This window comes from Porphyromonas sp. C0026D3, from assembly GCF_056590775.1.
Genome location: NZ_JBWPWU010000003.1, coordinates 38,497 through 64,342 on the forward strand (window position 1 = coordinate 38,497; position 25,846 = coordinate 64,342).

Below are 25,846 nucleotides of genomic sequence, written 5' to 3' on the forward strand. Positions count from 1 at the left end.
AAGGAAAATGACGAATATCGACAGCTTTGACTTTAAGGGCAAGCGCACGTTCGTACGCGTGGACTTCAATGTCCCCCTAGACGAAAACTTCAGGATCACCGATGACACCCGCATGCGTGCGGCACTGCCTACGCTCAAAAAGATCTTGGGCGATGACGGACGCCTAATCATAGGCTCCCACCTGGGACGCCCCACGGGTCCGGCAGACAAGTTTTCGCTCAAGCACATACTGCCCCATCTGGAGGAGCTACTGGGTGTGCCGGTGAAGTTTGCCCCCGACTGTGGCAACCAAGAGGCTCTCACCATGGCTCGTGAGCTCAAGGATGGTGAGGTCCTACTGCTCGAAAACCTCCGCTTCTACCCTGAGGAGCAAGGCAAACCCTACTTGGCAGATGGTGTCTCCGAAGAAGAAAAAGCCACTGCAAAGAAAGCGGTCAAGGAGAGCCAAAAAGCATTTACCAAGCATCTGGCCGATCTCGCCGAAGTCTATGTCAATGACGCCTTTGGTACCGCACACCGTGCACACGCCTCCACAGCACTCATGGCTCAGTACTTCGACAAGGACCACAAGATGTTTGGCTACCTGATGTCCAAGGAGGTTCAGGCCGTCGCCAAAGTCCTCCGGGATGTCAAGCACCCCTTTACCGCCATCATGGGTGGCTCCAAGGTATCCACCAAGATCGAGATCATCAAGAACCTCCTCACCAAGGTCGACAACCTCATCCTCACCGGTGGTATGACCTACACCTTTGTCAAAGCCAACGGAGGTGAGATCGGTACCTCCATCGTAGAGGAGGACAAGCTCGACCTCGCACTGGAGATCCAGGAGCTGGCAAAAAAGGAGGGTGTAAACCTCATCCTTGGCACCGACTCTGTGATTGCCGACCGCTTCAGCGAAGATGCACAAAAAGGGCTCTCCAAGAGCAACGAAATCCCTGCCGACTGGATGGGTATGGATATTGGCCCGGAGACCATCAAGCGTTTCCACGACGTCATTGTTGGCTCCAAGACCATCCTCTGGAACGGTCCGGCCGGAGTCTTTGAGTTTGACCGCTTTGCCGAAGGTACCAAGGCGATAGGTGAGGCTGTGGCCGAAGCCACCCGCAACGGTGCTTTCTCCCTCGTCGGTGGTGGTGACTCAGTTGCGGCCGTCAACAAGTTTGGCCTGGCCGACCAAGTCAGCTATGTATCCACCGGAGGCGGAGCACTCCTCGAGGCCATCGAGGGAAAGACCCTTCCAGGCATAGCCGCCATAGAGGACTAATCTCCCACAGAGACTTCTCCCCCACGGGGACTTTGGCGAGGTCATCCGGAGCCATCGTTTCTTCCAGGAAAAGAGGTCCATAAGATCACCCAAGAGGGTGCGTTGGTACAGATGAGTGCCAATGCACCCTCTATTTGTACACCCTCTATCCTTTTGTCCGCAGCGTATGATCGTTTTGCGACCACTGGCGGTGTGCCGCCCGCTAGGGGTTACTTCTTCATGCCTGGTGGTCAAGGAGAGGCGGAGTCCCGACGATGCCCCCAGCGGAAACAACTCCTTTTTTCCTGTCAAAATCCTATTCAAATAGTGTGAAAGAGGCTGTTTTGGAGATCAAAAAAAAGCCCCTAAAAGGGGCTTTGATAATCAAGGGCTTACAAGGGGGCTTGAGTTTCACGGATAGAAGCAAAACTTTTCACGGATAGGAGCGAAAGTTTTCACGGATAGAAGGGATCGCTTAGACGGATAGAAGAAAAATTGATCCCATATGGTGACCCAATTTTGCCGATCGTTTTGCGACCCCTGGCGGGGTCACAAAACAGAATGGCCAAGTGGTGGCGTACCGGTGGGCTTACTGCCTGGACAGGCGTACTCGGAGTTGATCCCCCACATAGAGCTCGAGGGTGTCGTCAGCGGTCAGGAGGTATCGATCGACCTCCGAGAGGGCCTGCTCCATGTTTTGCTCGATGGGGTAGTCCTCACAGAGCATACGAGTGGCCGCTATGCCCCCCAGTTTTAGCTCGCCCTTCTCCTGAGAGTAGGAGACGATCGGGGCATTGAAAGCGTTGCAGCCCAGGTTGCCCCATACTTTTGCTTCTTTTGTGTCGATATTGAGTGTCGGGATGCTCTCCATTCCTTGGTCAGCGAGAGCCTTCCCGTCCAGAGTGAGAACGGCCCAAGCGCCATCGGGTGATCCGGCGGATTGTGATCGGTTGCAAGCGGTCAGGCAGAGAGTCAGTGCACATAGCGTGATCAATGCAAGGGAGAGGATTTGTTTTGAGCTTGATTTCATGGTTTGTTTTGAGGGAAATGTAAGTGATACTGCAGTCGTGAGACAAAGATACCAAAATATAGAGGTGCAGACATTTATTATTTATTACGATTTGTGTAGGTTTGCCGAGTGGTTTGGCGACAAAATACGATTTGCCACGGTATGATTTTCGGAAGTAATCCAAAAGTACAAAGCAAACAACGGGACCTCTCCTAGGAGTGTCACTGTCACCTTTCATCCGACGAGGGGTGTAAAGCCGGTCTCATTTACCCTAAAACAAAAGTAAATAACTCATGCAGAAAAACAACATCTATCGCTTCGCAACGGGCCTAAGTGCTATGGCCGGCGTCGTAGTGCCCACAGCCTGCGACTCCAAGTCCAAGGAGGAGGCCCCCACGCGGTACAATATCCTGATCATTGAGAGCGATGACCACACTTCGCAGATGATCTCCGCCTATGGTGGCGAGATCGAGACTCCCAATATCGATCGATTGGCAGAGGAGGGAGTGAGATTCGACCACGCCTTTGTGGTCAACTCGATCTCCGGACCATCCCGAGCCTGTCTCCTGACCGGCAAGCACTCGCACAAAAATGGATTTACCAACAATGAGCACAGTGTCTTTGACGGTGAGCAACAAACCTTCCCCAAGCTGCTACAGGCCGCAGGGTACCAGACAGCGATCGTCGGGAAGTGGCACCTCACCTCTCTCCCGACCGGCTTTGACCACTGGGAGATCCTGCCAGGTCAGGGCGACTACTACAACCCCGCATTTATCACCGCACCCAACGACACAGTGAGAGAAAAAGGGTATGTCACCGACCTGATCACGGACAAGAGTATCGACCTTCTCAGGAATAGAGACAAGAGTCGCCCCTTCATGCTGATGGTGCAGCACAAAGCACCGCACCGCAACTGGATGCCCCGCATCGAGGATCTGGATATGTACGAGGATGTGACCTTCAAGCTCCCGGACAACTTTTTCGATGACTACGCCGGTCGCCCAGCTGCCGCTCGCGCTGAGATGAATATCGGAGAGCATATGGATGCCGCCTACGACTGCAAGCTCCTGCGCAAGGATCACCCGACCCACTACTCAAAGACCTACGAGTGGATCCTCTCCGGTATGGACGAGGGTGATCGTGAAAAGTTCCTCGCCTTTTACCGCCCCATGGCAGACCACTATTGGGATAGCAAGATGACCGACCAGGAGCGTATGGAGTACAAGTACCAGCGCTACATGCGAGACTATGCCAAGGTGATCCATCCGATCGACCAAGGTGTGGGCCGGATCATTGACTACCTCAAGGAGGAGGGCCTCTGGGACAACACCATTGTCCTCTACTTGGGCGACCAAGGCTTTTATATGGGCGAGCATGGGTGGTTCGACAAGCGATTCATGTACGAGGAGTCGATGCACTACCCACTCCTGATGCACCTCCCCAAGGGGTTGGATGCCCGTGGAGCGATTGAGGAGCTGACCCAAAATATCGACCTAGCCCCCACATTCCTCGAGCTAGCAGGTGTGGAGATCCCCGAGGATATACAGGGTGAGTCTCTGGTGCCGCTGCTAAAAGGTGCCAAGGAGCTCCCGGGCCGAGACAAGATCTACTACCACTTCTACGAGTATCCGGCCGAGCACAGTGTGATGCGTCACTATGGCGTGCGCGATGAGCGGTACAAGCTGATCCACTTCTACCTCGATCAAAACTTCTGGGAGCTGTACGACCTCCAAGAGGACCCGCATGAGATGAAAAACGTCTACGACGACCCCGCCTACAAGGAGATTGTCGACCGCATGCGTAAGGAGCTGGTTGAGGCACAGACAGCGTACCAGGATACCCTCGGCCTCCGACTGAACGGCTTCTGATCGGGGATCCCCCCCGCACCAACCTAGAGGAGGGTGTGCCAAGGCAGTGGCTTTGGTGCACCCTTCTCTCATTTTTTTTGAAAAAAAGGAGGGAAGCCTGCTCGGAATGGTTGGCAAAAGTTGGGTATTCCGAAAAAAAAGATATATTTGTGACAGGAGGGAGGTAGAGGTGCAGAGGCACTCAAGATGATGATTGATGGGGTGCACACCTCACTTGGTCCTGACGATGAAGTGGCAGGAGTGCACCGGTTCACTACAAGAGAGTATGCGTATGAATATCAAGATCCAAGACATCAACTTTAGCATCAAGGATGACCTAAAGGCCTTTGTGGAAAAAAAAGTGGGCAAGCTGTCCCGCTTTTACTCCGAGATCATAGATGCAACAGTGGTACTGACACTTACCAAGCCGGAGACGAATGACAACAAAAAGGTCCGTGTCACTCTGTCGGTCCCCGGTCCCGATCTTTTTTCCGAAAAGACGGCCGGTTCCTTTGAGGAGGCGTTGGACGAAGTCTGTGCGGCTCTGGAGAGCCAGCTGGAGCGGCTCAAGGGCAAGCACAAAAAGTGACCCCACATCCATTGTCCGTCACCTATCAATGGTGGCGAGGTGCCCCACATGAGGCACCAAGTCCTGATCCAAGCAGTGGCTCCTCCCGTTGGGAGGGACCACTGCTTTGGTATTTTTGGGGGAAGGAAAGAAAAAGCTGCGGGTCAGCCTTTTTGTTTGAGCCGAAAGGGGGTGAGGGCAAAGGGGGCTTGCCGGCGGAGAACTTTTTGCCCGAGGTCGGTCACCTTGAGGGTACTCCCCTGGGCATAGTCAATGTACATCAGTCCGTAGAGGATCATTTGGTAGATGTAGTCTTGCCACTCCAGTGCGGAGAGGTCGCGTCCGACCCCGTAGGTGGGCAGTCTGTTGTAGCCGTAGTGCCTGATCTCCAACCTGGTTGATCCTCTGAGTATATCCACGAGTATGGGGAGGGTGATCTGCTGGTTGGTCCGGAGTACGGCACTCATAGCTTTTTGTGCAGGGATCGTGCCATCGATGGTCGGCTCTTTGGGGAGCAGACAAGCGTCACAGTTGTGGCAGTCCTCCTCGACATGTGCCCCAAAGTAGCCGAGTAGGACGCGCCGACGGCAGACCTGTGATTCACAAAACTGCTTCATGTACTCCATCTTTTGGCGTGACAAGTCTTGGCGAGAGGTGTTTTCGATCAGGCGGTTGAGTGCGAAAATATCGGCATAGGAGTAGAATAGCAGGGCTCTGGCCGGGAGTCCGTCTCGCCCGGCTCGGCCGATCTCCTGGTAGTACTCCTCTATGTTTTTGGGCATGTTGTAGTGGATGACCCAGCGGACATCGGGCTTGTCGATCCCCATGCCAAAGGCCACAGTGGCACAGACAGCGGTCACTTGTCCGGCGAGAAATATATTGTGTACCAGTGTCCGCTCACTGGTCGACATGCTCGCGTGGTAGGGTAGGGCTCGGATCCCTCGGTCATTGAGGTAGGCGGCTAGCATCTCTGTGTCTTTGCGTGCAGTGGCATAGATGATCCCGCAGCTCCCCTCATCATCCTGCTCAGTGATCAGGTCGACAATCTCTCGGAGTTTGTCGGCTTTTTTTCGGCCTCGGCGTACCCCTAGGCGGATATTGGGGCGGTCAAAGTCCCCAATGATCTCCAGTGGCTGTACCATCTGCAGTTGGGATATGATGTCCACTCTCGTGGCGGGGTCAGCGGTGGCGGTGAGAGCGAGGAGTGGTGTGGCCGGCATCTGCTCCTTGATGAAGCCCAGCTGTGCATACTCCGGCCGAAAGTCATGGCCCCACTGGCTGATGCAGTGCGCCTCATCCACTGCAATGAGCGAGATCGTGCAGTGGTGTAGGATCTGTATCCCGATCGGGCTGAAGAGGGTCTCCGGACTGAGGTAGAGGATTTTTAGCCTACCGGCTCGGAGTTGGAGGAGTACGTTTTGGCGGATTTCGTTGCTGAGGCTGCTGTTGAGGGTGGCGGCCGGGATGTGCAGTTGGTCCAGCTGCTTGATCTGATCTTGCATCAGAGAGATGAGGGGCGAGATGACCAGTGTGACCCCCGGCAGCAGCAGTGCCGGCAGTTGATAGCACAGCGACTTGCCTCCACCGGTAGGCAGTACGACCAGCTGGTCACGCCCTTGGAGTGCATTGGTCACCACCTCCTCCTGATGTGCCCTGAAGGCTTGGTGCCCAAAGTAGGTCCGGAGAGCTTCGATAGGGGTCATGCTGTAGGTGTTCCCTCTTTTTGGAGATGCTCCAGGAGGATCTCCAGTGCACGCATGGTGATGGCTGCCTGGTTTGCCTCTCGTCCTCTGTCCGGGAGTGTCACCCACTCTGCGGTACAGCCGGCCGGAGTGGCCACTCCTACCCATGCCGCAGCCGGAGGTATCCCCTCACTTTCCGCCGGACCACACACACCGGTGGTGGAGACGGCATAGGTCACACCGGCGACTTGGCGCGCATGCTCTGCCATGGCTTTTGCCGTTTTTTCGGAGACCAGCCCATCCGACAGCTCCGCCTCCGACAGCCCCAGTACCCGCTGTTTGCTGGCCCGTTGGTAGCAGATCAGGCCGGTGTGCAACCACTCCGATGCCCCAGGCACCGAGGTCAGTGTGGCGACGATATTGCCACCCGTACAGCTCTCTGCTGTGGCGACGGTGGCTCCTCGCCGAGTGAGCAGTGTCGCCAGTGTCCGGAGGAGCTCAGATCTCGACACGGGAAAAGGGGGTATCCGACAGACTGCTGCGTCTGCCACTGTGGTACTGAAAGGCACCAGCCATGGCGATCATGGCCGCATTGTCTGTTGTGTACGAAAAAGGCGGTATGAAGACCCGCTTGCCACTCCTCTCACCATAGGCCACAAAAGCATCGCGCAACCCGGTGTTGGCCGATACCCCACCGGCTACGGCCACTTCGTCGATACCGAGATCCTTGGCGGCTTTGGCCAGCTTATCCATGAGGATGTCGATGACGGTTTTTTGGAGGGCGGCACAGAGGTCGGCCTTGTTTTTTTCGACAAAGTCAGGGTCGACCTTGAGCTGATCCCGCAGGGTGTAGAGAAACGAAGTCTTGAGCCCACTGAAGCTATAGTCGTAGCCCGGTACCTGTGGCTTGGCAAAGGCAAAGCGAGAGGCATCCCCCTCGTTGGCCAGACGATTGACGACCGGTCCACCGGGGTAGCCCAGCCCCATTACCTTGGCACACTTGTCAAAAGCCTCACCGGCCGCATCGTCTATCGTCTTGCCGATGATCTCCATATCTGTAGGGCTCTTGACCAGTATGATCTGAGAGTTGCCCCCCGATACCAGCAGGCAAAGGAAGGGAAACGACGGGGTCTCGACCCGCTTGTCAGGCTGCTGGATAAAGTGTGCCGACACATGCCCCTGTAGGTGGTTGACATCCACCATCGGGATCCCCAGCGCCTGACTCATGCCCTTGGCAAACGAAGTCCCCACGAGGAGAGACCCCAGTAGACCGGGGCCGCGTGTATAGGCGATGAGGTCCAGGTCGGTCGCTTTTTTGCCCGCTTGTCGGAGTGCTTCGGAGACGACCGGTACGACATTTTGGAGGTGAGCTCTGCTCGCCAGCTCCGGCACTACGCCACCGTATTTTTCATGCACTTTTTGGGAGGCAATGACGTTGGAGAGGAGAGTGTCTCCCTGTAGGATGGCGGCGGAGGTATCATCGCAGGAGGACTCCAGACCCAGGATCAGGAGGTCGGGATCTAGGTAGTTGTGCAGTAGTTTGGTCATATCTCGTTGTGTTGTTTTTCTTCCACCAAAGGTACCAAAAAAAGCACCCACTACAGTGCTAACTGCAGTAGGTGCTTTTCGCTCTGAGCTGACCCATGAGGATTCGAACCTCAACAGACAGAACCAAAACCTGTAGTGCTACCATTACACCATGGGTCAGTGCTATTATGATTAAGCACCGCAAAGGTACGAAAATAATTGATATTCCACAAAATCCTCCGTGGGCATTTTTTCTTTCTTCTGTCCGTCTAAGCGATCGCTTCTGTCCGTCTAAGCGATCGCTTCTATCCGTGAAAAGTTTCGCTTCTATCCGTGAAAAGTTTTGCTTCTATCCGTGAAACTCAAGGCTTCTTGTAAGTGATTGATTATCAAAGCTCCCAAAAGGTGGGCTTTTTGTCCGAAAAGCGCCCGTTTTTGTCCCCTTTTTTTAGGGAAGTTTTTTGGTGGAAAAGGGGGCGGATTTAGCGGATCTGTTTTGCGATCCCTTGCGAGGTCGTGGGGTGGCCACCTCTTCCGGTGGGCATCGTCGGGGCTTTGCCCCTCCTCGACCACCCGGCTATGAAGGAGCGACCCCTTGCGGGGTCGGCAGATCCATTTTCCGCCACCCCTGTTTTTCGTTTTGGGATTCACCATTTGTATCGTTTGATTGAGTTCACCAATGGGTCAATAGTTTGGGGGGTCACCAAACAGTCGGCAATATTGGGTCACAAGAGATATAGTTTGCGGAGATTGGGTCGGAAAAATTGGGTGGTCAGCACCCCACTAGGGGTGCCTCTTTCATAGCCCGGTGGTCGAGGGGCGAAGCCCCGAAGACCCCGGGTCAGTAGCCCCCGCACCCCAATCCTCGACCCCGCCAGGGGTCGCAAGACGGATCGGCAATTCTGGGTGAGCCAGTGGGTCGCCAAACGGTCGGGGTGGCTCCCCATCATAGGACGCAAAAAATGCCGGCAAGGAAAAAGTCCTTGCCGGCATTGCAATTTTGTGGCGAGCCGAGAGTTACTTTTGTGAAACTCCTTCCCAGCCCGGATTTTGGATCAGGTTCGTATTGAGGATCAACTGGTCTTTCGGAATCGGGAAGAGCCAGCGCTTGTCGTTTTTGGCCCACTTCCTACCGTTGTTTTCGAGGCTGGTGCCGGGGTATTGGTAGAGGTAGGTCTTGCCCTGGTACTCGATTGTGGTTCGTGCGTCCGGACCAAATGTGGTGTTGGCCTTTTTGTAGGCTTCGCGTACGGAGGGTGTGATCCTTATCCCAAACATGGTCTTGGGGTTCTCTAGGAGGGTCATAGCGTTCCACCTCTGTAGGTCGTCGAATCGTCTGCCCTCTGCGATCAACTCGATACGGCGCTCGCGTCGGATCTCATAGAGCAGTGGACTGATCGTGTACCCATAGTTGATGGGTGCGGCATCTACGGTTGGGTTGACGGTGAGGTGTGCCATTTGGACACGATCTCTCAGTTTGTTGATGGTCTTGTCCAGTACCTGCTGTGTGCATGATCCTAGCTCAGCGTGGGCTTCGGCGTTCATCAGGAGGACTTCGGCGTAGCGATAGACGAACCAATCGTAGTAGGTGTTGTTGGCACTCTCCTGCCTTTCGTTGGCGGAGCGATACTTGACACAGGGGTATCCGGTGACTCCTTTCACGTTTTCGACGGAGGGTAGCTCGTTGACGGAGCGTTCGCTGCCTTTTACACGATAGGGCTTGTGTGGATTGTCGATGATCTGATAGATACGTGGATCTCTGTCGACAAACTCGTCTCCCAGGTTTTCGTCACCCTTGTATCCCGATCCCGAGTTGTAGATGGGTGTCCCGTTTTTCATCAAGAAGGACTCGACGAAGTCTTTGGAGAGTCCTATTCCGTTTTCGCCCACTTGTCGTCCGGTCTGGTGTGTGAGGACTCCCTCGGTGTAGTATCTGGCGAGGATGTTTTCCTTGTTGGTGCTCAGATCTTTTTGGGTGAATTGGTTGGAATAGTAGAGTGGGTAGTCGGGGAAGGAAAGCTGGTCGCAGCCTTGGTCGGATCCCTTGACAATCTCGTATCTGCCTGTGGCCATGATGTCCTCGGTGAGCTTGACCACTTTTTTGAGGAGGTTGTCGGGGGTCAGGGCTCCGCTTCCGCTCTGTCCGTGGTACTTCATGTAGGTACCGTAGTAGAGGCAGATCCTAGCCAGCTGAGTGCGTGCCGCATCCTTGTGGAGGCGTCCGAGTACTGCATTTTCTTTTTCGGGCAGCCATTGGATGGCATACTCCATGTCCTCTATGATCTTGCCGAGTACATCGTCTCTTTTGTCTCTGGGCTTGGTCAGTAGCTCCTTGTCATCGGTCTTGAGGTCGGTTTCGTACCAGGGGACATCACCGTAGCGCTTGATCTTGTTGAAGTAGATCAGGCCCCTAAAGAAGCGGACCTCGGCGGTGTACTTGTTGATCTCTTTTTCGTCGCCCTTGACATTGCCGACGCGCTGGAGGTAGTAGTTGCACTCACCGACATCTGCCCAGGTCCAGCCACCGCTGGCACTCTCTTGGTTCATGTTGTCGAAGAGGATGGCGACCTTGTTGTTTTTCACAAAGTTGTCGCTTTCCTCATCTCCGTGAGCTGTCGGACGTGGTAGGTATCCATAGAGGCCATTGGCATAGAGCTCTAGGTCCTCTACTTTTGTCCAGTAGCTTTTGTCGGTGATGGAGCCTTTTGGGGCCATGTCTATGAGGTCACATCCGGCTCCGGCGATAGAGAGGAGTGCGATGAGACCAAGTTGTGGTATCGTTGTACGTTTCATATCTGTGTTTTGAATCTTGGCTTAGATGGTGAGGGAAAGACCGATGGCAATCTTTTTGTTGATCGGGTAGACCATGTTGTTGAGCACCTCAGGATCAAAGGCCTTGATCATTGGGGTCAGCGTCAAGAGGTTCTCGCCCTGTATGTAGAGGCGCATATTGGTGATTCCCAGCATCTCGTTGATGTTTTTGGGCAGGGTGTACCCTATGGTGACATTCTTTAGTCGAGCATAGGCGGCATTTTGGAGGTACCTTGTGCTGGTTTGCCTGCTACCCGGCCAGGTCTGATAGTCTAGGTGTGGGCGGGGGAAGTAGGCGTTGCGATTGTCCTCTCTCCAGTAGTCCAGAGATGTGGTGAGCGGTGTCTGCCAAGGATCGGTAAAGCCCCAGAAGTTTGGTCCTCCGGGCATGAAGGTCCGCTTGCCTACACCCTGTACAAAGATCTCTGCATCGATACCCTTGTAGTCGGCTCCGAGGGTGAGACCGAAGGAGTACCGCGGTGTGGAGTTGCCGATGATCTTCCGGTCACCGGGGTTTTTGAGGGTGTTGTCGCCAAAGTCGATCTTTTTGTTTCCGTCCAGATCCTCGTACTTGATGTCACCCGGAGCCCACTTGACGTTGGCCAGACGTGATTGGTCGGCGTGATTTTTGACCTCCTCTTCTGTCTGGAAGAGTCCGTTGGAGACAAAGCCCCAGATCTCTCCGAGCTTTTCTCCGACGTAGTGTTGGCCTAGAAGCCCATTGGGGTTGTCGAAACGGGTGATGACTGACTGATAGTCGGATAGTACGGCCTTGACGTGGTAGTTGAGCCCAAATGAGAGTCGGTCATTCCACTCCATAGAGAGCTCCCATCCGTACGTTTTCATGTCGGCTGAGTTTTCTCTAGGGACGGCTGCACCGAGTACTGAGGGGAGGGGCTTGCCACTGTGGAGCATATCCTTGGTGGTTCTCTGGTAGATGTCGAACCCGGTGATCAGTCGGCTGTTGAAGAAGTGTGCGTCGACACCTAGATTGACTTGGCTCACCTTCTCCCACGTGAAGTAGGCGCTAACAAGGCCGGGACGTGTGATTGCCACGGGACGCTTGCCGGCAAATAGGATGTCGTACTTGGTGTTGATCCCGTAGCTGGCGAGGTAGGGGAAGTCTCCGGAGACGTTTTGGTTACCCAGGGTACCGTAGGATGCGCGGAGCTTTAGGTCATTGACGTACTTTTTGAGACTTTCGGTCCAGAAGTTTTCTTCAGAGACGCGCCATGCGGCGGAGAAGGAGGGGAAGAAGGCGTAGCGTCCGGCCTTGGGAAACTTGGACGACCCATCGAGTCGGCCATTGAGCTCCAGGAGGTACTTGCCCATAAAGTCGTAGTTGATACGACCAAAAAGGCCTTGTACTGCCCATCCGGATTCGTTGCCTGTTGTCTTTTGATCTCCGTAGGCCAGGTCTATGATGGGCTTGTCGTTGTCGACGAGTCCGAGGCGGCCGGACATGCTGTTGGTGTTTTCTTTTTTCTCAAAGTTGTAGCCGATCATCACCTTGGTGTTGTGCTTTTCGGCAAACGTCTTGGTGTACTCGGCAAAGGCGTTGAAAGCGTGGTAGTAGTCGTTGTTGTTGGCTACCACAGCGCTATTGTTTTTGGTCCAAGGATAGGGTAGCTCGGTACCGGGCACAGCGGTGTACTCGTTGAACCTCCGCACGTGTTCGTTGGTGTTGCGGTTGTAGTAGTTCCACGTGTAGTCCGCATTGATCATGAGCCCCTCGATAGGTGTCAGTCGTACCGCCCCGCTGATCCAGAGGTCATTGGTCTTGAAGATGGAGTTGCCCCCTTCGCGCATCACTGCCACGGGGTTGGTGTAGCCTCCTTGTCCGGCGTAGTGTCCATCGGGGTGGTAGACAGGCATGAGCGGGCTCAGGTCGGCCTTGAGCATACCGGATGAGGGCGAGATACCGGAGTAGGCTGTGGGGTTCATGGACGTTGCACCACCGGATGGGTGTTGCTCCGAGGTGTAGGCGTTGGTGATTTTTCCGGAGATGTTGAGCCAATCGGTCACCTGTGAGGAGACATTGATGTTGGCGTTCATCTTGCGGTACTTGTCATCGGCGTGCTTGAGGATACCTCCTTGGTCGTTTAGTCCGAGGGAGGCATAGTAGTTCATCTTTGATGTGCCTCCGGTGATGCCGGCTGTGATGATCTTGGAGAAGGAGGTCTTGTACAGCTCGTTCCACCAGTCGGTGTTGCCACAGTACTCGTACTTGTGTGGAGCGTCGCTGTGGGGGTTGACGAAAACGGGCTTGTCGTAGGTGCCTTCGAAGTACTTTTTGGCATACTCGTAGATGGACTCGTGGTAGAATCTGCCGCCGCCGTCATTCTTGCTGGCCTCGTCTTTCATCTTGAGGAAGTCCATGGAGTTGACGTTGTGAAACTCCATGGCAGGCTTTTGCCAGTATCCGGTGACCGATGCTGTGATGACGGGCTTCTCTTGCTGCTTGCCTTTTTTCGTCGTGATGAGGATCACGCCATACGCTGCTCGTGCACCATAGATGGAGGCGGAAGCGGCATCCTTTAGGACGGAGATGGACTCAATGTCCTCGGGGTTGACGAGGTTGGGGTCCATCTGGACGTTGTCGACTAGGACAAGTGGGCCACCACCGTTGATGGAGGTGTTTCCGCGGATGTTGAAGCTGGAGTGAGAGCCCGGCGCACCACCGCTTTGCATGGAGACGTTCAGGTTGGGGACGACACCTTGGAGTCCTTGTCCGACGTTGGTGATTGGTCGATTCTCCAGAGTCTTGCCACTTACGGTGGAGACGGCACCGGTGAGGTTGGCTTTTTTCTGCGTACCGTAGCCGACGACGACGACTTCGTCGAGGAGCTCTTGGTCATAGTGGAGTACTATAGAGAGGTCGGTCTGTCCGTTGATGGGGACCTCTACTGTCTTCATACCCACATAGGAGATGCGGAGCGTGCCATTTGCGGGGATTCCGCTGAGCTCAAAGGCGCCATCCATATTGGTGACTGTGCCTTTGGTCCCGTCTTGGACGAGTACGATTGTGGCTCCTATCACAGTCTCTCCGGTCGTGTCATGCACGACACCACGGACTTTGACCTTGTCGGATTGGGTGATTACCTTTGTGGATTGATCTCCTAACTCATTGGCGTATAGCTGATTACCGCCCCCTATGATGGGAGATGCAATCGCGCAGACCAGAAGAGAGAGCAGATGCCTGATGTTACTTTTCTTCATAAGTCTTGGGATTTGGGAAAAATATATAATAGATCAATGTTTTTTTTATGGTTTCCTAAAGTAAGTTGCTGTGAACTCCGTTTTATCTCCCTTTCCTAAAGCAAAGCTACCTAAAAAAACGGTAAATCATAAATAGTGTTGCCCTGATTTTAGTCTTGTTTGGATGGGTGCTAAACTAAACTAATCCCCAAAAAAAGACTGTTGCACGATGGCGGTGGTGCCTTTCGTGCAACAGTCTCGTGGAATAGGTGCTCAATCAGAGCTCGGTGATGGTGAGCGGGCTGTCGAGGGTGATGGTGTGTGTGGTGATGGCTCCGTTGGGGTGTCGGAGTCGGAATGTGACGGTCGGTAGCTCGGTCCTGAAGGTGGCTGAGGTGACTTTGCCCTGCTCCCATGTGACGTCTACTTCCACTCCGCCACGTGCTTTTAGGCCGGTATAGCTGCCGGACTGCCAGTGATCCGGTATGGCGGGCAAAAGCTCGATGAAGCCCTCGTGGCTCTGAATGAGCATCTCGGCGATAGCCGCTGTGCCGCCAAGGTTGCCATCGATCTGGAAGGGCGGGTGTGCGCAGAAGAGGTTGGGGTAGGTGCCGCTGTAGTGCTTGGATCGGTCGGCCGGATCGATCGCCGGGTGTAGCAGGCTGGCCAGTAGCTTGTGTGCACGGTTACCATCTTTGAGCCGTGCCCAGAAGTTGATCTTCCATGCTCGACTCCATCCTGTGGCTTCGTCTCCCCGCCGGTTGAGGGTTAGTTCGGCCGCCTTGGCGAGTTCGGGGGTATTGTGGCGTGTGATTTGGTTGCCGGGGTAGAGGCCGTAGAGGTGAGAGACGTGCCTGTGGTGTGGCTCAGCCTCTTGGTAGTCTTCGAGCCACTCTTGTAGGTAGCCGTGCTTGCTGATCTGGTGTGGGGCTAGCCTAGGGAGTGTGTTGGCCATCTGAGTGAGTTCTTTGTCGTACACCCCTAGTATCTTGGCGGCATCAAGGGTGTTGTTGAAGAGCTCGCGTATGATCTGCATGTCCATCGTTGGTCCCATGCAGACGTAGAGTGGTCCTTGTCCGTCGGGTGTGATGAAGCCGTTTTCTGGCGAGGATGAGGGTGCTGTGACGAGCCATCCGTGTGAGGGCTCTTCGATAAGCGAGGTGAGGAAAAACTTGCCTGCCTCCAGCATGATGGGGTAGGCTTTGGCGAGAAATGCAGTGTCTTGGGTAAAGGCAAAGTGCTCCCATAGGTGATGGCACAGCCATGCTCCTCCGGTGTTGGTCGCACCCCATGAGGCGTGCTCGCCCGGAGCCGTGAAGTGCCAGGGATTGGTGATGGGGTGTGCGGTCCACCCCTCCGCTCCGTAGAAGGTGCGTGCGGAGCGTTGGCCTGAGGGGACGAGGTCGCGTGTAAACTCGAGCAGAGGCTCGTGTAGCTCGCTGAGATTGGTGACCTCGGCTGGCCAGTAATTCATCTGCACGTTGATATTGAGGTGGTAGTCGCCGTTCCAAGGGAGCTGAGTACCATTTGCCCAGAGGCCTTGTAGGTTGGCCGGCCAGGAGTTTGGTCTAGAGGAGGAGATGAGGAGGTAGCGCCCGTAGTTGAAGTACAGAGCCACGAATGCCGGATCGTGTGTCTCCGCATATCGTGCTAACCTAACGTCTGTGGGGAGGTGGTGGGTCGTCGTGTCGGAGGCGGAGAGGGTGAGGGTCGCTCGGCCGTAGCCCTCCTCGTAGCCGGCCATGTGGTCTCGGAGTAGTGTCTCGTACTCCATACCCTGTAGTCTGCTGAGCTCTGTCGTTGGGTCCGTGGGGTTGACTCCGGATGGTGGGGTGTTGTCTGTGGAGGCAGCTATGTAGATGAGTACAGCATCGGCATCGGCCACGGTCACGGCATCTGCATTGGTACTGAGGGTACCTCCCTCGGTGACAAAGCTCACCTCAGCTGAGAAGCGGGTACCGGTATCACCCCCAAAGCCATCGGGGAGCTGACCTTTCATGTAGAGTCGTCCATCTCGTGCGGTGCAGGTGGCGTTTTCGGAGCGTGAGAGCTTGGCCGAAAAAGAGATCTGCTTTTTGCGATCTGCACTCAGGCGGATGACGATGACGTCTGCTTCTCCTTGGCTGGCGAAGTAGGTGCGGGTGTAGTGGGTCGAGTCGAGGTCAAAAAAAGTGTGAGCCAGAGCGGAGTCGAGGAGTAGCTCTCTCCGGTAGTGCTTGGGGTCGGAGTGCGGTAGTCGGTGCTCCAGCTCTAGGTAGCCGAGTACTTGGTAGGATCCGTAGGGGGCATCCTTGCCACTACCAAAAGCGGAGCCCCTGCCACCGCACTGAAAGTGCTCGTACATGAGCCGCTGTGCCGTGGCGTTGTCTCCTCGGAGGAGTGCTTCGCGGATGGGGGCAAGGTATTGGCGCGCTGTGTGTGAGTAGGCGGTACTATCGGGGCTGCCACTCCACATACTGATGTCGTTGAGTGGGATCTTTTCGGTCCGGATATCTCCGGCTACGGTGAGTCCGAGGCGCCCATTGCCTAGCGGTAAGGTACCCTCCCACTCCTGGGCAGGATGGTCGTACCAGAGGAGGTGACTCTGCGCAATGCTCGTCAATGGGAGCAACATACAGATGAGGGAGAGAAGTCGTCTTTTGTAGGTCATAATGCTAGATGTAAACAATATAGCCCGCTATTCCGGATAGGATGATGAGCAGGATGGGGTGAATCTTCCGTGAAAGGATGGCTCCGAGGGTCACGAAGAAAAAAAGGTAACTGGTGCGGTCGATGAAGTTTTCGGCATTCATCAGCAGTAGTGCGGCCGCTACGATCAGCCCAACACTTGCCGGCCTGATGCCCGTGAAGAGTGCCTCGACGTGGGGGCTTTTTTTGAAGCGAGCAAAGGAGAGCGATATGAGCATCACCAGCACAAAAGAGGGCAACATCACCGCCAGTGTGGCCACCACACTGCCCCATACCGACTGTGTGACGGTGTAGCCAATATAGGTGGCACTATTGATGCCTATGGGGCCGGGTGTCATCTGGGATACCGCCACGATATCGGTAAACTCTTGGGTAGTGAGCCACCGGTGCTTGGTGACCACCTCCTCTTGTATGAGGGAGAGCATGGCATATCCTCCGCCAAACCCCAGTAGGCCGATCTTGATGTAGACCAAAAATAGCTGTAGGTAGATCATGATCGGAGCTTGGGGCGGATGAGGCGTGAGTAAAACCAGCCTGTGAGGGCGCTGACAAGTATGATGGTCACCGGGCTGACTCCACAAAAGGCCACCAGAGCGGCACTGAGTAGCGGGATCCACAGGTGTGTCGGGCTGAGGTGCAGTGCGCGCCATACCGATAGGCATGGTGCGATGATCAGGGCCACCACTGTGGGACGTATGCCCTTGAATACCGCATCGACAGTGGGGTTGCCCCTAAAGCGACCGGCATAGATGGCGATCATGAGGATGATCAGAAAACTTGGCAACGTGCACCCTATGCCACAGACGATGGCTCCAACTAGGCCCTGAAGCCGATAGCCGACAAAGATGGAGATATTGACGGCAAAGACGCCCGGCAGTGATTGTGCGACGGCAAAAAGGTCGATGAACTCCTCATCTTTCATCCAGTGGTGCTTGTCCACTATCTGCCGGCGGATCAGCTCCAGCATCGCATAACCACCTCCGAAGGTGAAGCCACCGATCAGGAAAAAGGTGCAAAAGAGCTGCACAAGCATCCGAGCATCCATTGGCTTGCCGGCTGTGGTGCGGTCGTGGTCGGTAGGCATTTGGGTGGGTTTCATCTGTATGGTGGATCGATCCGGTGGCTTCCTCCCCACGGGGTGAGTGGCCAGGGCTCCGGCCCTTTTGGGGGCTAAATGTTGTGCAGGGTGTGTCCCATCTTTTCTTTTTTTGTACGTTGGTAGCAGGCGTTGTGTGGGTTGGGTTCGATCTCCAGGGGCACGTTTTCGACGATCTCGAGTCCGTAGCTTTCGAGCCCGATGCGCTTGACGGGGTTATTGGTGAGGAGGCGCATCTTTTTGACCCCAATGAGCCGGAGGATCTCCGCTCCGACCCCATAGTCTCTTTCGTCGGGATCAAATCCCAGGTGGATATTGGCCTCCACGGTGTCCAGCCCCTCTTGCTGGAGTTTGTAGGCCTCGATCTTTTTCATGAGTCCGATGCCCCGTCCCTCTTGGTTGAGGTAGACGACGACACCTCGCCCCTCTTTTTCGACAGCTTGCATGGCGTGATGCAGCTGATCTCCACAGTCGCATCTGAGGGAGCCAAAGATATCCCCGGTGGCGCAGCTGCTGTGTACTCGTACGAGGACCGGCTTGCCATCACGGATGTCGCCTTTGATGAGTGCGATGTGCTCTCGTCCGTTGCTCACTTGGCGGAAAGGGATGATGTGAAAGTCGCCATACTTGGTGGGTAGGAGTGCCTCTGTCCCCATCTCGACGATGCTCTCTGCTTGGAGCCTGTACTTGATGAGGTCTGCTATGGAGATGATCTTGAAGCCGTACTGATCTCTGATCTTGACCAAGTCAGGGAGGCGGGCCATGGTCCCATCTTCGTTGATGACCTCTATGAGGCAGGCGACGGGGTTCATCCCGGCGAGTCGTGCTAGGTCGACAGAGGCCTCTGTGTGTCCGGCCCGACGCAGGACCCCTTTGTTTTTTGCACGGAGTGGGCTGATGTGTCCAGGTCGCGCTAGGTCGGAGGCTTTGGTACGGGCATCACCAAGTGCGTTGATCGTGGTGGCTCGGTCGTACATGGATACTCCGGTGGTTACCCCCTTGCCGATCAGATCCACTGTGACCGTGAATGGCGTCTCATGCAGTGAGGTGTTGTCGGATACTTGGAGCGGGAGGTGTAGCATATCCGCCCACTCTTCGGACATAGGGGCACAGAGTACGCCTCGCCCGTGAGACATCATGAAGTTTACGATCTCCGGGGTTACCTTTTCGGCAGATATGATGAAGTCTCCTTCGTTTTCGCGATCCTCGTCGTCGACCACGATGATGATCTTGCCGGACTTGTAGTCCTCTATTGCTTCTTCAATGGTATTGAGTTTGAAATTGTCCATCTCTATATAAAAAACAAGGGTATTGGTATGTGCTGTAGATTACTTGGCATAGTAGCTTGCTCGCTTTACCTCTTCCAGGACTTGAAAGTTGACCTCCACTAGTCGGTTGATCTCTCGGAGGTAGACACGCTCTCGCAGTCGGTAGTAGATGTATATCGGTAGCCCTATGGGTAGGAGTATCAGGCAGAGGAGTCGCAGCCACTTTTGGCTCGGGCGGTAGGTCTTGCTGACTCGATCCAGCAACGGATAGGCTCCCAATCGGTGTACCAGTAGGATATCCGGTGAGTACCGTAGGTTGTTGATGATCTCGTGGATCAGGGTGTTGATCTTTTCGCGCTCTTGGGTTCGGTGGATGCCGAGGAAAAACTTGACGTAATGCATATTGCCCCGGTACTTGATGACATCGGTGGTCTCGTTGAGTGCGAGGATCTCTTTTTCGGCTAGGTCGTAGTCCGGCTCTGCCCCGGTGTCGGCGACGGGTGGGACATTCCGGGCCGTGTCGGTTCCGAGGAGCTTGCGGATGCTGTTGGCCGCACTGTCCAAGGTGAGCTTGTTGGCATCAATGGTGGCAATATAGCAGAGTAGGAGCCCCACGGGGCCGAGTACCATGTTGGGCAACCACATCCCATACCACACCTCCCAGGCACCACTGCGTGCCATCTTCATCCCGGTCGACTCCAAAAAGTAAAAGATGATGAAAAAAAAGACCGCTGTCACGAATGGGATGCCGATGCCCCCTTTCCGGATCAATGCGCCCAGCGGTGCTCCGACCAAAAAGAATACCACACAGGCAACAGGGTAGGTCGTCTTGCGCCAGTATTCAAACTGGTTTTTCTTCATCAGGCTCTCCATGTCGTCTTGCTCCATGTTGGAGAAGTAGAGGTCGCTCTGCCGATTGTTGAGGGTCGAGGTTGAGCTCTGGTAGAGTTGTCGCTTTTGGGTCATCCCCATAGTGGCAAACTTCTTGCCCATGTCGTACTTGGCTTGCTCTGCTTTGGGCAGTTGGGCAAAAGTGTTGACCGGTTTTCGGTCCAGCTTTTTGGCCAAGTTTTTGATGCCGGGGTGCGGATGGTCTTCGCCCAATTCGGTTTCTTGCTCTTCTCGGAGGACTTGCCGGATAGTGGTGGGTGCCCTGCCGATGTTGGCAAATACCTCCTGAGTGTTGTTGCGCTTGAGGACAATCTCCTGGTTGACCTGGGTGATGGAGTCGATCGACAGACGAAGTGAGTCGGTAAAGGCCTCCAGCTCCCACATGTTTTTGCCGACAAACTGGCTGCTCAGCATCCCCTCATCCACCATGTTGAGGTTGTTGTCAAAGTGGATCTGCACGACCTTCTTGTCAAATCTCTCACGCATGTAGGGCTCCATACCAGAGTTTGTCGAGTAGTAGCCCTTGTTTTCGCGGAGGTTCCGAAAGGCTTCGCCCGAGAGGAGTTCCAGCACAAGCACGCTGCCGTCCTTGATTGAGTAGAGACGTCCCGAGTCGGCTCTCAGCACGGTGGCGTTTTGAAATCCATCCTTGTAGTCGTAGATCATCATGCCGTACATCATCTTTCGCTCACTGTCCTTGCGCTCGACATAGATGCTGTACCCGTCGATCTCTCTATAAAAGACACCGGAGGGGATGGCCAGCTCCGGCGACTTGTTTTTGATCGAAAAGTAGTATTGCCAAAACTTTACCTGAGAGGTAATCATCAGGTCGTTCTGAAAGACAAAGAGCCCAACCCCCACGATTATGGATAGGAAAAAGAGGGGCTTGAGGATGCGGACAAAAGGGATCCCGGCCGCTCGCATGGAGAGTAGCTCCAGTCGCTCACCTAGGTTGCCAAAGGTCATGAGCGACGCCACGAGCATCGCTAGGATCAGGCCCAGAGGGGCGACTGTCATGGCGGCATAAAACAGGAGCTTGAGGAAGACGATCGTGTCCACCCCTTTGCCCACAATATCTCCCACAAAACGCCACAGAAGCTGGATCACCACGATGAACCATGCCACCGAAAAGCTCCCTAGGAGCAGTGGGGCAAAGGTCTTGATGACGTAGATATGGAGCTTCTTGATCCTCACAGTGGCTTGGGGGCCGGCTTACTTGGCGTAGGAGACCATGCGGGTCTCTCGGATGACTGTGATCTTGACCTGTCCCGGGTAGGTCATTTCGTCTTGGATCTGCTGTGCTATGGCGGTGGACAGCTCTTGCGTCTTTGCGTCGTCGATCTTGTCGGCACCGACGATTACGCGCAGCTCTCGCCCGGCTTGGATGGCGTAGGTCTTGATCACACCGGGGTAGGATAGGGCCACCTTCTCTAGGTCGTTGAGCCGCTTGATGTAGGCTTCGGCGATCTCCCGACGGGCACCGGGTCGGGCACCGCTGATCGAGTCGCAGACTTGCACGATGGGTGCTATGAGGGTCTCCATCTCGATATCATCGTGGTGGGCACCCACAGCGTTGCAGATATCCGGCTTTTCCTTGTACTTCTCGCACAGCTTCATCCCGAGTAGTGCGTGTGGCATCTCAGGCTCGTCGTCGGGGACCTTGCCAATATCGTGTAGCAGTCCGGCACGGCGTGCTTTTTTGGGGTTGAGCCCCAGCTCCGAGGCCATCACGGCACAGAGGTTGGCGGTTTCGCGTGCGTGCTGTAGGAGGTTTTGTCCGTAGGAGGAGCGGTACTTCATCTTGCCCACCAGTCGGATCAGCTCCGGGTGTAGTCCGTGGATCCCGAGGTCGATGACGGTGCGCTTGCCGGTCTCGATGATCTCGTCCTCTATCTGCAGGCGTACCTTCTCCACCACCTCCTCGATGCGGGCGGGGTGTATACGACCATCCTGTACCAGTTGGTGCAGTGCCAGTCGTGCGATCTCACGGCGTACCGGGTCAAAGCACGACAGTACGATGGCTTCCGGTGTGTCGTCCACGATCACCTCTACGCCTGTGGCCGCCTCGAGTGCGCGTATGTTGCGTCCCTCACGGCCGATGATCCTACCCTTGATCTCGTCACTGTCGATGTGGAAGATGGTTACGGCGTTTTCTATCGCTGTTTCGGCGGCCACCCGTTGGATCGTCTTGATCACGATGTTCTTGGCCTGAAAGTTGGCCGACATTTTGGCCTCGTCGATGATTTCGTTCACCATCACGGCGGCTTCGGTCCTGGCCTCTTCCTTGAGGCTTTCGACGAGTCGATCCTTGGCCTCGTCTGCCGAGAGTCCGCTGATGGTCTCCAGCTCGGAGAGTTCGCGCTTGCGGATGTTCTCTAGCTCTGTCTCGCGCTCTTTGTTGAGTTGGATCTGTTTTTCCAGGGCTTCGTTTTTTTCATCCAGCTCTTTTGTCCGTCCGAGCAGCTCCTCTTGTTTGAGGAGGATCGACTGCTCTCTGCTCTTGAGCTTGGTCTCTACGGTCTGCAGTTTGTTTTGCCTTGCTTGGACCTCTCTGTCGAGTGCGTTTTTTCGTTTCAAAAACTCCTCTTTGATCTCGAGCAGTTTGTTTTTCTTTAGCAGGTCGTTGTCGGCATTGGCTTTGCGGATCAGGTCTTCGGCATCGGCTGTCGCTTTGTCTCGTATCTGTTGGCCGGCCTCTTTGGCTTCGGCCAGTAGTCGGTCGCGCTCCTCGTAGCTTCTCCGTATCAGCTCCCGTCTTGTGAGGAAGCCTCCTACGACGAGCAGGAGGAGTGCCAGTATTATCGCTAGTATTATTGGACTCATTATGGTGGGGGTCTATATATAGTTGTGTTTGTAGTTTTTTTGTGAGTTTGTTCCCTCCTCTGTGTGTGGCTTTTGCCTTTTCAGGGCTCGCCATCATCTAGTTTGTCTAGGATCTCTATGATCGTCTCTATCCTGTTGTTGGTGTCGTCGGCCTTGTCTCTGTCGGTGAGTCGCTCGAGTCGGTAGGCGAGGTGTAGGGCGACGTAGGTGAGGATCTGCTCCTCGGAGGCCTCCGGGTGTGCGGTGGTGTATTGGCCGACCAGCGATCCTGCATTGGTGGCTCCGTTGCGGAGACACTTCTCTGTGGTGGGATCACGAGGTATGCGCAGAGTCATTCGCTCCCTGCCTATGCGGACGTTGATCCGCCACTCGTCATCTTTTCGCTCAGAGGGTGGTGTGCTCATCGGGGGTCGTTGTCTATTAGCTCGAGACAATGCTCTACCAGCTCGATCATCTCATCTACCTCTCGGCGTAGCTCTAGGACCGGAGCCACGGCCTCGGTGTCGCCACGGACCGAGAGCTTTTGCTCCAGTGCTCGGATCTCGCCCTTCAGTCGCTCTCGCTCCTCTAGTAGGCTGTCTCGCTCCTGCCGTAGCCCCGACAGTTGGGCGCGTTGGCGGCGAAACTTCTCCACCAAGTGTCCTGTCTTCTCCTCTAGGAGAGTGAGGAGACGGTCGCGGGAGTCGGTAGGCCCGGGGGAGGGGCTAGTCTTGGTAGCCACTTGTTGTCACCGAGTTGTCGATCTTTCGGATCAAACCTTGGAGGACAGCTCCCGGCCCAAACTCCACAAACTCCCCGGCGCCATCGGCGATCATCTGTCGGGTGAGCTGAGTCCAGAGGACCGGTGAGGAGAGTTGTTTCACGAGGTTGTCGCGGATCTCGCTTGCCCGGCTGTGGGGTAGAGCGTCCACGTTTTGGTAGACGGGGCAGGAGGCGTCTCCAAAGTTGGCCTCACTGATCGCCTGCGCCAGCTCAGCGCGTGCCGACTCCATGAAGGGGCTGTGAAACGCTCCACCGACCTTTAGGGGCAGAGCGCGCTTGGCACCGGCTTCTTTGGCTTTTTCGCAAGCGGCTTGTACGCCGGCGATGGATCCGGAGATCACCACCTGGCCGGGGCAGTTGAAGTTGGCACCTATCACCGTCTCACCGGTCACGCTCTCGCAGATCTCGATGACTTTCTCATCCGGCAGTCCGAGTATTGCGGCCATGGTGGAGGGGTGTGCCTCACATGCTTTTTGCATCGCATGGGCACGCTTGGAGACTAGGCGCAGTGCCTCCTCAAAGCTTAGGACACCGGCCACGGCCAGAGCCGTAAACTCTCCCAGTGAGTGCCCGGCCACCATGTCGGGTGCTTGCTGTCCGTGTATGCGATTGGCGATGTAGGAGTGGACGAATACCGCAGGTTGTGTCACCTTCGTCTGCTTTAGCTCCTCGTCTGTGCCGGAAAAGAGGGTGTCGGTCAGCGAAAAGCCCAAGACTTCGTTGGCGGTCTCAAAGAGCTCTCGGGCCTCAGGGTAGTTGTCGTATAGGCTTTTGCCCATGCCCACAAACTGTGCGCCCTGACCCGGAAAAACATATGCTGTCTTCATTGCTGTAATGTATTCTAGAGTTTTGGGTGTGTACTACACCACGATTACCCACAAACTTACCAAAAAAAAGCAGTCATACCCTATTTTATTCCCAAAATGAGGGGGATCGTGAGGTGTCCTTGGTACACTTTTTGTCCTAAGTACACCGCTTTTGGGGTTCTCGATCTGTGTGCAAGTGGCTGTGATTGAGTGGGTAATAGTCGTGCGGCGTGGCCCTGCCGGTCGTCTTCGTGTGGCGGTCTCAAGCGATTGGGTCGCTTGAGCCGAGTGGCAAGTGCGAGCGTAAAGAGTGGTTTCGGTGGCGGGTGCTAAAATCCTCTCTCTGTACTCGCAAACTTTTTTCTCCGGCCGAAAAACAATAAACCACACTGTGATTTGTTCAAATCACTGTGTGATTTCAACAAATCACTTAGTGATTTATTCGCGTCACAGTGTGATTTGAATAAATCACTTAGTGATTTTATCTTTTTCTCCGGTCAGGCGAATCTTTTTCTCCGACCTTGCCGGCTTTTTCTCCGACCTCAAAGAGAAGTTTCGACCTTTTTTGCAGCATTTCTCAATGGAGTCAGAGGGAGCCTGAGCCGACTCCCGTGTGCTAACTTGTGTCCGTTGAGTGAGAATTTCGTTAGCTTTGTCAGCCATGGAGCAAGTAATATTCAACGAACACAACAAAAAGGAGTACCCACCCATGCATACGGTGGAGCATGTACTCAATGCCGCAATGGTGCGGCTCTTTGGGACCGGCAGGAGTGTCGGTGCGCATGTGGAGCGAAAAAAGTCGAGGATGGACTTTGAGACCAAGTTTGTCCCGACAGATGAGGATCTGGCCTGTCTCGAGCGGGAGATCAACCGTGTGCTGGATCTGGACTTGCCGGTCACGTACCAGGTGGTGAATAAGCGTGATGCTGAGCGCTATGGGGTGGACGTGAGTCGCATCCCGGATGATGCGTCGGAGGCTGTGCGACTGGTGCGTGTGGGGGACTATGATATCTGCCTGTGTATCGGCCAACATGTGGAGCATACGAGGCAGTGTGGGCATATCGACTTGTATGCCCACAGCTATGACCGGGAGCGTGGACGGTGGAGGGTGCGTTTCAAGCTGACTGACCCCGATCCCTCCTTTTGACCCCCTATTTTTTTCCCCCCCCCCGAGTGGAGGCGAGGGGCTCCTATACTTTTTTTTGAGCAAAACGAATGATGAAAGAGAGACAGCCTGCGAGATTTGATCACTTCAACTTTAATGTCCTTGACTTGCAACGCAGCTTGGACTTTTACGAAAAAGCACTCGGCCTGAAGGAGGTGCGTCGCAAGGTGGCTGAGGATGGGTCGTACATACTGGTCTACCTCGGTGATGGCGGACAGACGGACTTTGCCCTCGAGCTGACTTGGCTGCGGGATCGCAAGGAGCCCTATGACCTGGGGGATCTGGAGTACCACCTCTGTCTGAGGGTGCGCGGTGACTACGATGAGTGGCGGGCGTACCACAAGGAGATGGGGGCGGTCTGCTACGAAAATGAGCAGATGGGGCTCTACTTCATCAGCGACCCGGACGGGTACTGGATCGAGATACTGCCTCTCCGCTAGGTCGGTGGGCACTTTTTTGGGA

At 55.0% G+C, this 25,846-nt stretch carries 20 protein-coding genes and 1 tRNA gene; 5 read left to right on the forward strand and 16 right to left on the reverse strand.

Going from position 1 to position 25,846, the window contains the following annotated elements; translation table 11 throughout:
* Positions 1 to 7: 7 nt before the first annotated feature.
* On the forward strand, positions 8 to 1,264 hold the full coding sequence (locus AC1EK1_RS03025) for a phosphoglycerate kinase (protein WP_480305650.1): 1,257 nt from the start codon (positions 8 to 10) through the stop codon (positions 1,262 to 1,264).
* 568 nt (positions 1,265 to 1,832) lie between these two features.
* On the opposite strand, the gene AC1EK1_RS03030 is transcribed toward AC1EK1_RS03025, so the two are convergent.
* Entirely contained in the window at positions 1,833 to 2,273 is a 441-nt protein-coding gene (locus AC1EK1_RS03030; RefSeq protein ID WP_480305652.1) for an META domain-containing protein, read from the reverse strand.
* Between the two features lie 272 nt (positions 2,274 to 2,545).
* Here AC1EK1_RS03030 and AC1EK1_RS03035 point away from each other — a divergent pair, with 272 nt between their 5' ends.
* Both AC1EK1_RS03035 and hpf read left to right on the forward strand, forming a co-directional pair.
* The gene (locus AC1EK1_RS03035) at positions 2,546 to 4,120 is read left to right on the forward strand and encodes a sulfatase family protein (protein ID WP_480305654.1); all 1,575 of its coding nucleotides are present in this window, start codon (positions 2,546 to 2,548) and stop codon (positions 4,118 to 4,120) included.
* Between the two features lie 271 nt (positions 4,121 to 4,391).
* Positions 4,392 to 4,688, forward strand: coding sequence for a ribosome hibernation-promoting factor, HPF/YfiA family (gene hpf, locus AC1EK1_RS03040; protein ID WP_480305655.1), 297 nt, complete (start codon positions 4,392 to 4,394; stop codon positions 4,686 to 4,688).
* Positions 4,689 to 4,831: 143 nt separating this feature from the next.
* Here the strand turns inward: hpf and AC1EK1_RS03045 are convergent, their stop codons facing one another.
* From AC1EK1_RS03045 to fabD, 15 genes are all read right to left on the reverse strand, one after another.
* Complete coding sequence (locus AC1EK1_RS03045; protein ID WP_480305657.1) at positions 4,832 to 6,370, reverse strand: RecQ family ATP-dependent DNA helicase; 1,539 nt, start codon at positions 6,368 to 6,370, stop codon at positions 4,832 to 4,834.
* Entirely contained in the window at positions 6,367 to 6,861 is a 495-nt protein-coding gene (locus AC1EK1_RS03050) for a CinA family protein (RefSeq protein WP_480305659.1), read from the reverse strand. Before AC1EK1_RS03050 ends, AC1EK1_RS03045 begins: the two co-directional genes overlap by 4 nt.
* Complete coding sequence (gene tsaD, locus AC1EK1_RS03055; protein WP_480305660.1) at positions 6,848 to 7,897, reverse strand: tRNA (adenosine(37)-N6)-threonylcarbamoyltransferase complex transferase subunit TsaD; 1,050 nt, start codon at positions 7,895 to 7,897, stop codon at positions 6,848 to 6,850. Before tsaD ends, AC1EK1_RS03050 begins: the two co-directional genes overlap by 14 nt.
* Positions 7,898 to 7,985: 88 nt before the next feature.
* Positions 7,986 to 8,056: transfer RNA gene (locus AC1EK1_RS03060), tRNA-Gln, on the reverse strand.
* An 837-nt stretch (positions 8,057 to 8,893) separates the two neighbouring features.
* Positions 8,894 to 10,669: a RagB/SusD family nutrient uptake outer membrane protein gene (locus AC1EK1_RS03065; RefSeq protein WP_480305661.1), complete on the reverse strand. Its 1,776-nt coding sequence runs from the start codon at positions 10,667 to 10,669 to the stop codon at positions 8,894 to 8,896.
* 21 nt (positions 10,670 to 10,690) lie between these two features.
* On the reverse strand, positions 10,691 to 13,906 hold the full coding sequence (locus AC1EK1_RS03070; protein WP_480305662.1) for a SusC/RagA family TonB-linked outer membrane protein: 3,216 nt from the start codon (positions 13,904 to 13,906) through the stop codon (positions 10,691 to 10,693).
* 256 nt (positions 13,907 to 14,162) lie between these two features.
* Positions 14,163 to 16,535 carry a glycoside hydrolase family 95 protein gene (locus AC1EK1_RS03075; protein WP_480305663.1) on the reverse strand — a complete coding sequence of 791 codons (2,373 nt, stop codon included), beginning with the start codon at positions 16,533 to 16,535 and terminating at the stop codon, positions 14,163 to 14,165.
* A gap of 4 nt (positions 16,536 to 16,539) precedes the next feature.
* Positions 16,540 to 17,067 (reverse strand): chromate transporter, encoded by a 528-nt coding sequence (locus AC1EK1_RS03080; RefSeq protein WP_480305664.1) that lies wholly within the window; start codon positions 17,065 to 17,067, stop codon positions 16,540 to 16,542.
* A complete protein-coding gene (locus AC1EK1_RS03085; protein ID WP_480305898.1) occupies positions 17,064 to 17,606 on the reverse strand; it encodes a chromate transporter in 543 nt (180 codons plus the stop codon). The genes AC1EK1_RS03080 and AC1EK1_RS03085 overlap by 4 nt, the downstream gene beginning before the upstream one ends.
* A gap of 137 nt (positions 17,607 to 17,743) precedes the next feature.
* Positions 17,744 to 18,958, reverse strand: coding sequence for a bifunctional 3,4-dihydroxy-2-butanone-4-phosphate synthase/GTP cyclohydrolase II (locus tag AC1EK1_RS03090; protein ID WP_480305665.1), 1,215 nt, complete (start codon positions 18,956 to 18,958; stop codon positions 17,744 to 17,746).
* A gap of 39 nt (positions 18,959 to 18,997) precedes the next feature.
* Complete coding sequence (locus AC1EK1_RS03095; RefSeq protein WP_480305666.1) at positions 18,998 to 21,022, reverse strand: LptF/LptG family permease; 2,025 nt, start codon at positions 21,020 to 21,022, stop codon at positions 18,998 to 19,000.
* Between the two features lie 18 nt (positions 21,023 to 21,040).
* Positions 21,041 to 22,651 (reverse strand): ribonuclease Y, encoded by a 1,611-nt coding sequence (gene rny, locus AC1EK1_RS03100; protein WP_480305667.1) that lies wholly within the window; start codon positions 22,649 to 22,651, stop codon positions 21,041 to 21,043.
* Positions 22,652 to 22,731: 80 nt separating this feature from the next.
* Complete coding sequence (gene zapA / locus AC1EK1_RS03105; protein ID WP_480305668.1) at positions 22,732 to 23,055, reverse strand: cell division protein ZapA; 324 nt, start codon at positions 23,053 to 23,055, stop codon at positions 22,732 to 22,734.
* Positions 23,052 to 23,372 (reverse strand): hypothetical protein, encoded by a 321-nt coding sequence (locus AC1EK1_RS03110; protein ID WP_480305669.1) that lies wholly within the window; start codon positions 23,370 to 23,372, stop codon positions 23,052 to 23,054. The genes zapA and AC1EK1_RS03110 overlap by 4 nt, the downstream gene beginning before the upstream one ends.
* Positions 23,356 to 24,240, reverse strand: coding sequence for an ACP S-malonyltransferase (gene fabD / locus AC1EK1_RS03115; RefSeq protein WP_480305670.1), 885 nt, complete (start codon positions 24,238 to 24,240; stop codon positions 23,356 to 23,358). Before fabD ends, AC1EK1_RS03110 begins: the two co-directional genes overlap by 17 nt.
* A 640-nt stretch (positions 24,241 to 24,880) precedes the next feature.
* On the opposite strand from fabD, the gene AC1EK1_RS03120 reads away from it, so the two are divergent.
* Both AC1EK1_RS03120 and AC1EK1_RS03125 read left to right on the forward strand, forming a co-directional pair.
* Complete coding sequence (locus AC1EK1_RS03120) at positions 24,881 to 25,366, forward strand: alanyl-tRNA editing protein (protein WP_480305671.1); 486 nt, start codon at positions 24,881 to 24,883, stop codon at positions 25,364 to 25,366.
* Between the two features lie 68 nt (positions 25,367 to 25,434).
* A complete protein-coding gene (locus AC1EK1_RS03125) occupies positions 25,435 to 25,824 on the forward strand; it encodes a VOC family protein (protein ID WP_480305672.1) in 390 nt (129 codons plus the stop codon).
* Positions 25,825 to 25,846 lie beyond the last annotated feature (22 nt).

Bases quoted from the DNA above. Each gene is read 5' to 3' on its own strand.
- AC1EK1_RS03025 (WP_480305650.1), top strand. From the start codon at position 8: ATGACGAATATCGACAGCTTTGACTTTAAGGGCAAGCGCACGTTCGTA.
- AC1EK1_RS03030 (WP_480305652.1), bottom strand. From the start codon at position 2,273: ATGAAATCAAGCTCAAAACAAATCCTCTCCCTTGCATTGATCACGCTA.
- AC1EK1_RS03035 (WP_480305654.1), top strand. From the start codon at position 2,546: ATGCAGAAAAACAACATCTATCGCTTCGCAACGGGCCTAAGTGCTATG.
- hpf (WP_480305655.1), top strand. From the start codon at position 4,392: ATGAATATCAAGATCCAAGACATCAACTTTAGCATCAAGGATGACCTA.
- AC1EK1_RS03045 (WP_480305657.1), bottom strand. From the start codon at position 6,370: ATGACCCCTATCGAAGCTCTCCGGACCTACTTTGGGCACCAAGCCTTC.
- tsaD (WP_480305660.1), bottom strand. From the start codon at position 7,897: ATGACCAAACTACTGCACAACTACCTAGATCCCGACCTCCTGATCCTG.
- AC1EK1_RS03065 (WP_480305661.1), bottom strand. From the start codon at position 10,669: ATGAAACGTACAACGATACCACAACTTGGTCTCATCGCACTCCTCTCT.
- AC1EK1_RS03070 (WP_480305662.1), bottom strand. From the start codon at position 13,906: ATGAAGAAAAGTAACATCAGGCATCTGCTCTCTCTTCTGGTCTGCGCG.
- AC1EK1_RS03075 (WP_480305663.1), bottom strand. From the start codon at position 16,535: ATGACCTACAAAAGACGACTTCTCTCCCTCATCTGTATGTTGCTCCCA.
- AC1EK1_RS03080 (WP_480305664.1), bottom strand. From the start codon at position 17,067: ATGATCTACCTACAGCTATTTTTGGTCTACATCAAGATCGGCCTACTG.
- AC1EK1_RS03085 (WP_480305898.1), bottom strand. From the start codon at position 17,606: ATGCTTGTGCAGCTCTTTTGCACCTTTTTCCTGATCGGTGGCTTCACC.
- AC1EK1_RS03090 (WP_480305665.1), bottom strand. From the start codon at position 18,958: ATGGACAATTTCAAACTCAATACCATTGAAGAAGCAATAGAGGACTAC.
- rny (WP_480305667.1), bottom strand. From the start codon at position 22,651: ATGAGTCCAATAATACTAGCGATAATACTGGCACTCCTCCTGCTCGTC.
- zapA (WP_480305668.1), bottom strand. From the start codon at position 23,055: ATGAGCACACCACCCTCTGAGCGAAAAGATGACGAGTGGCGGATCAAC.
- fabD (WP_480305670.1), bottom strand. From the start codon at position 24,240: ATGAAGACAGCATATGTTTTTCCGGGTCAGGGCGCACAGTTTGTGGGC.
- AC1EK1_RS03120 (WP_480305671.1), top strand. From the start codon at position 24,881: ATGGAGCAAGTAATATTCAACGAACACAACAAAAAGGAGTACCCACCC.
- AC1EK1_RS03125 (WP_480305672.1), top strand. From the start codon at position 25,435: ATGATGAAAGAGAGACAGCCTGCGAGATTTGATCACTTCAACTTTAAT.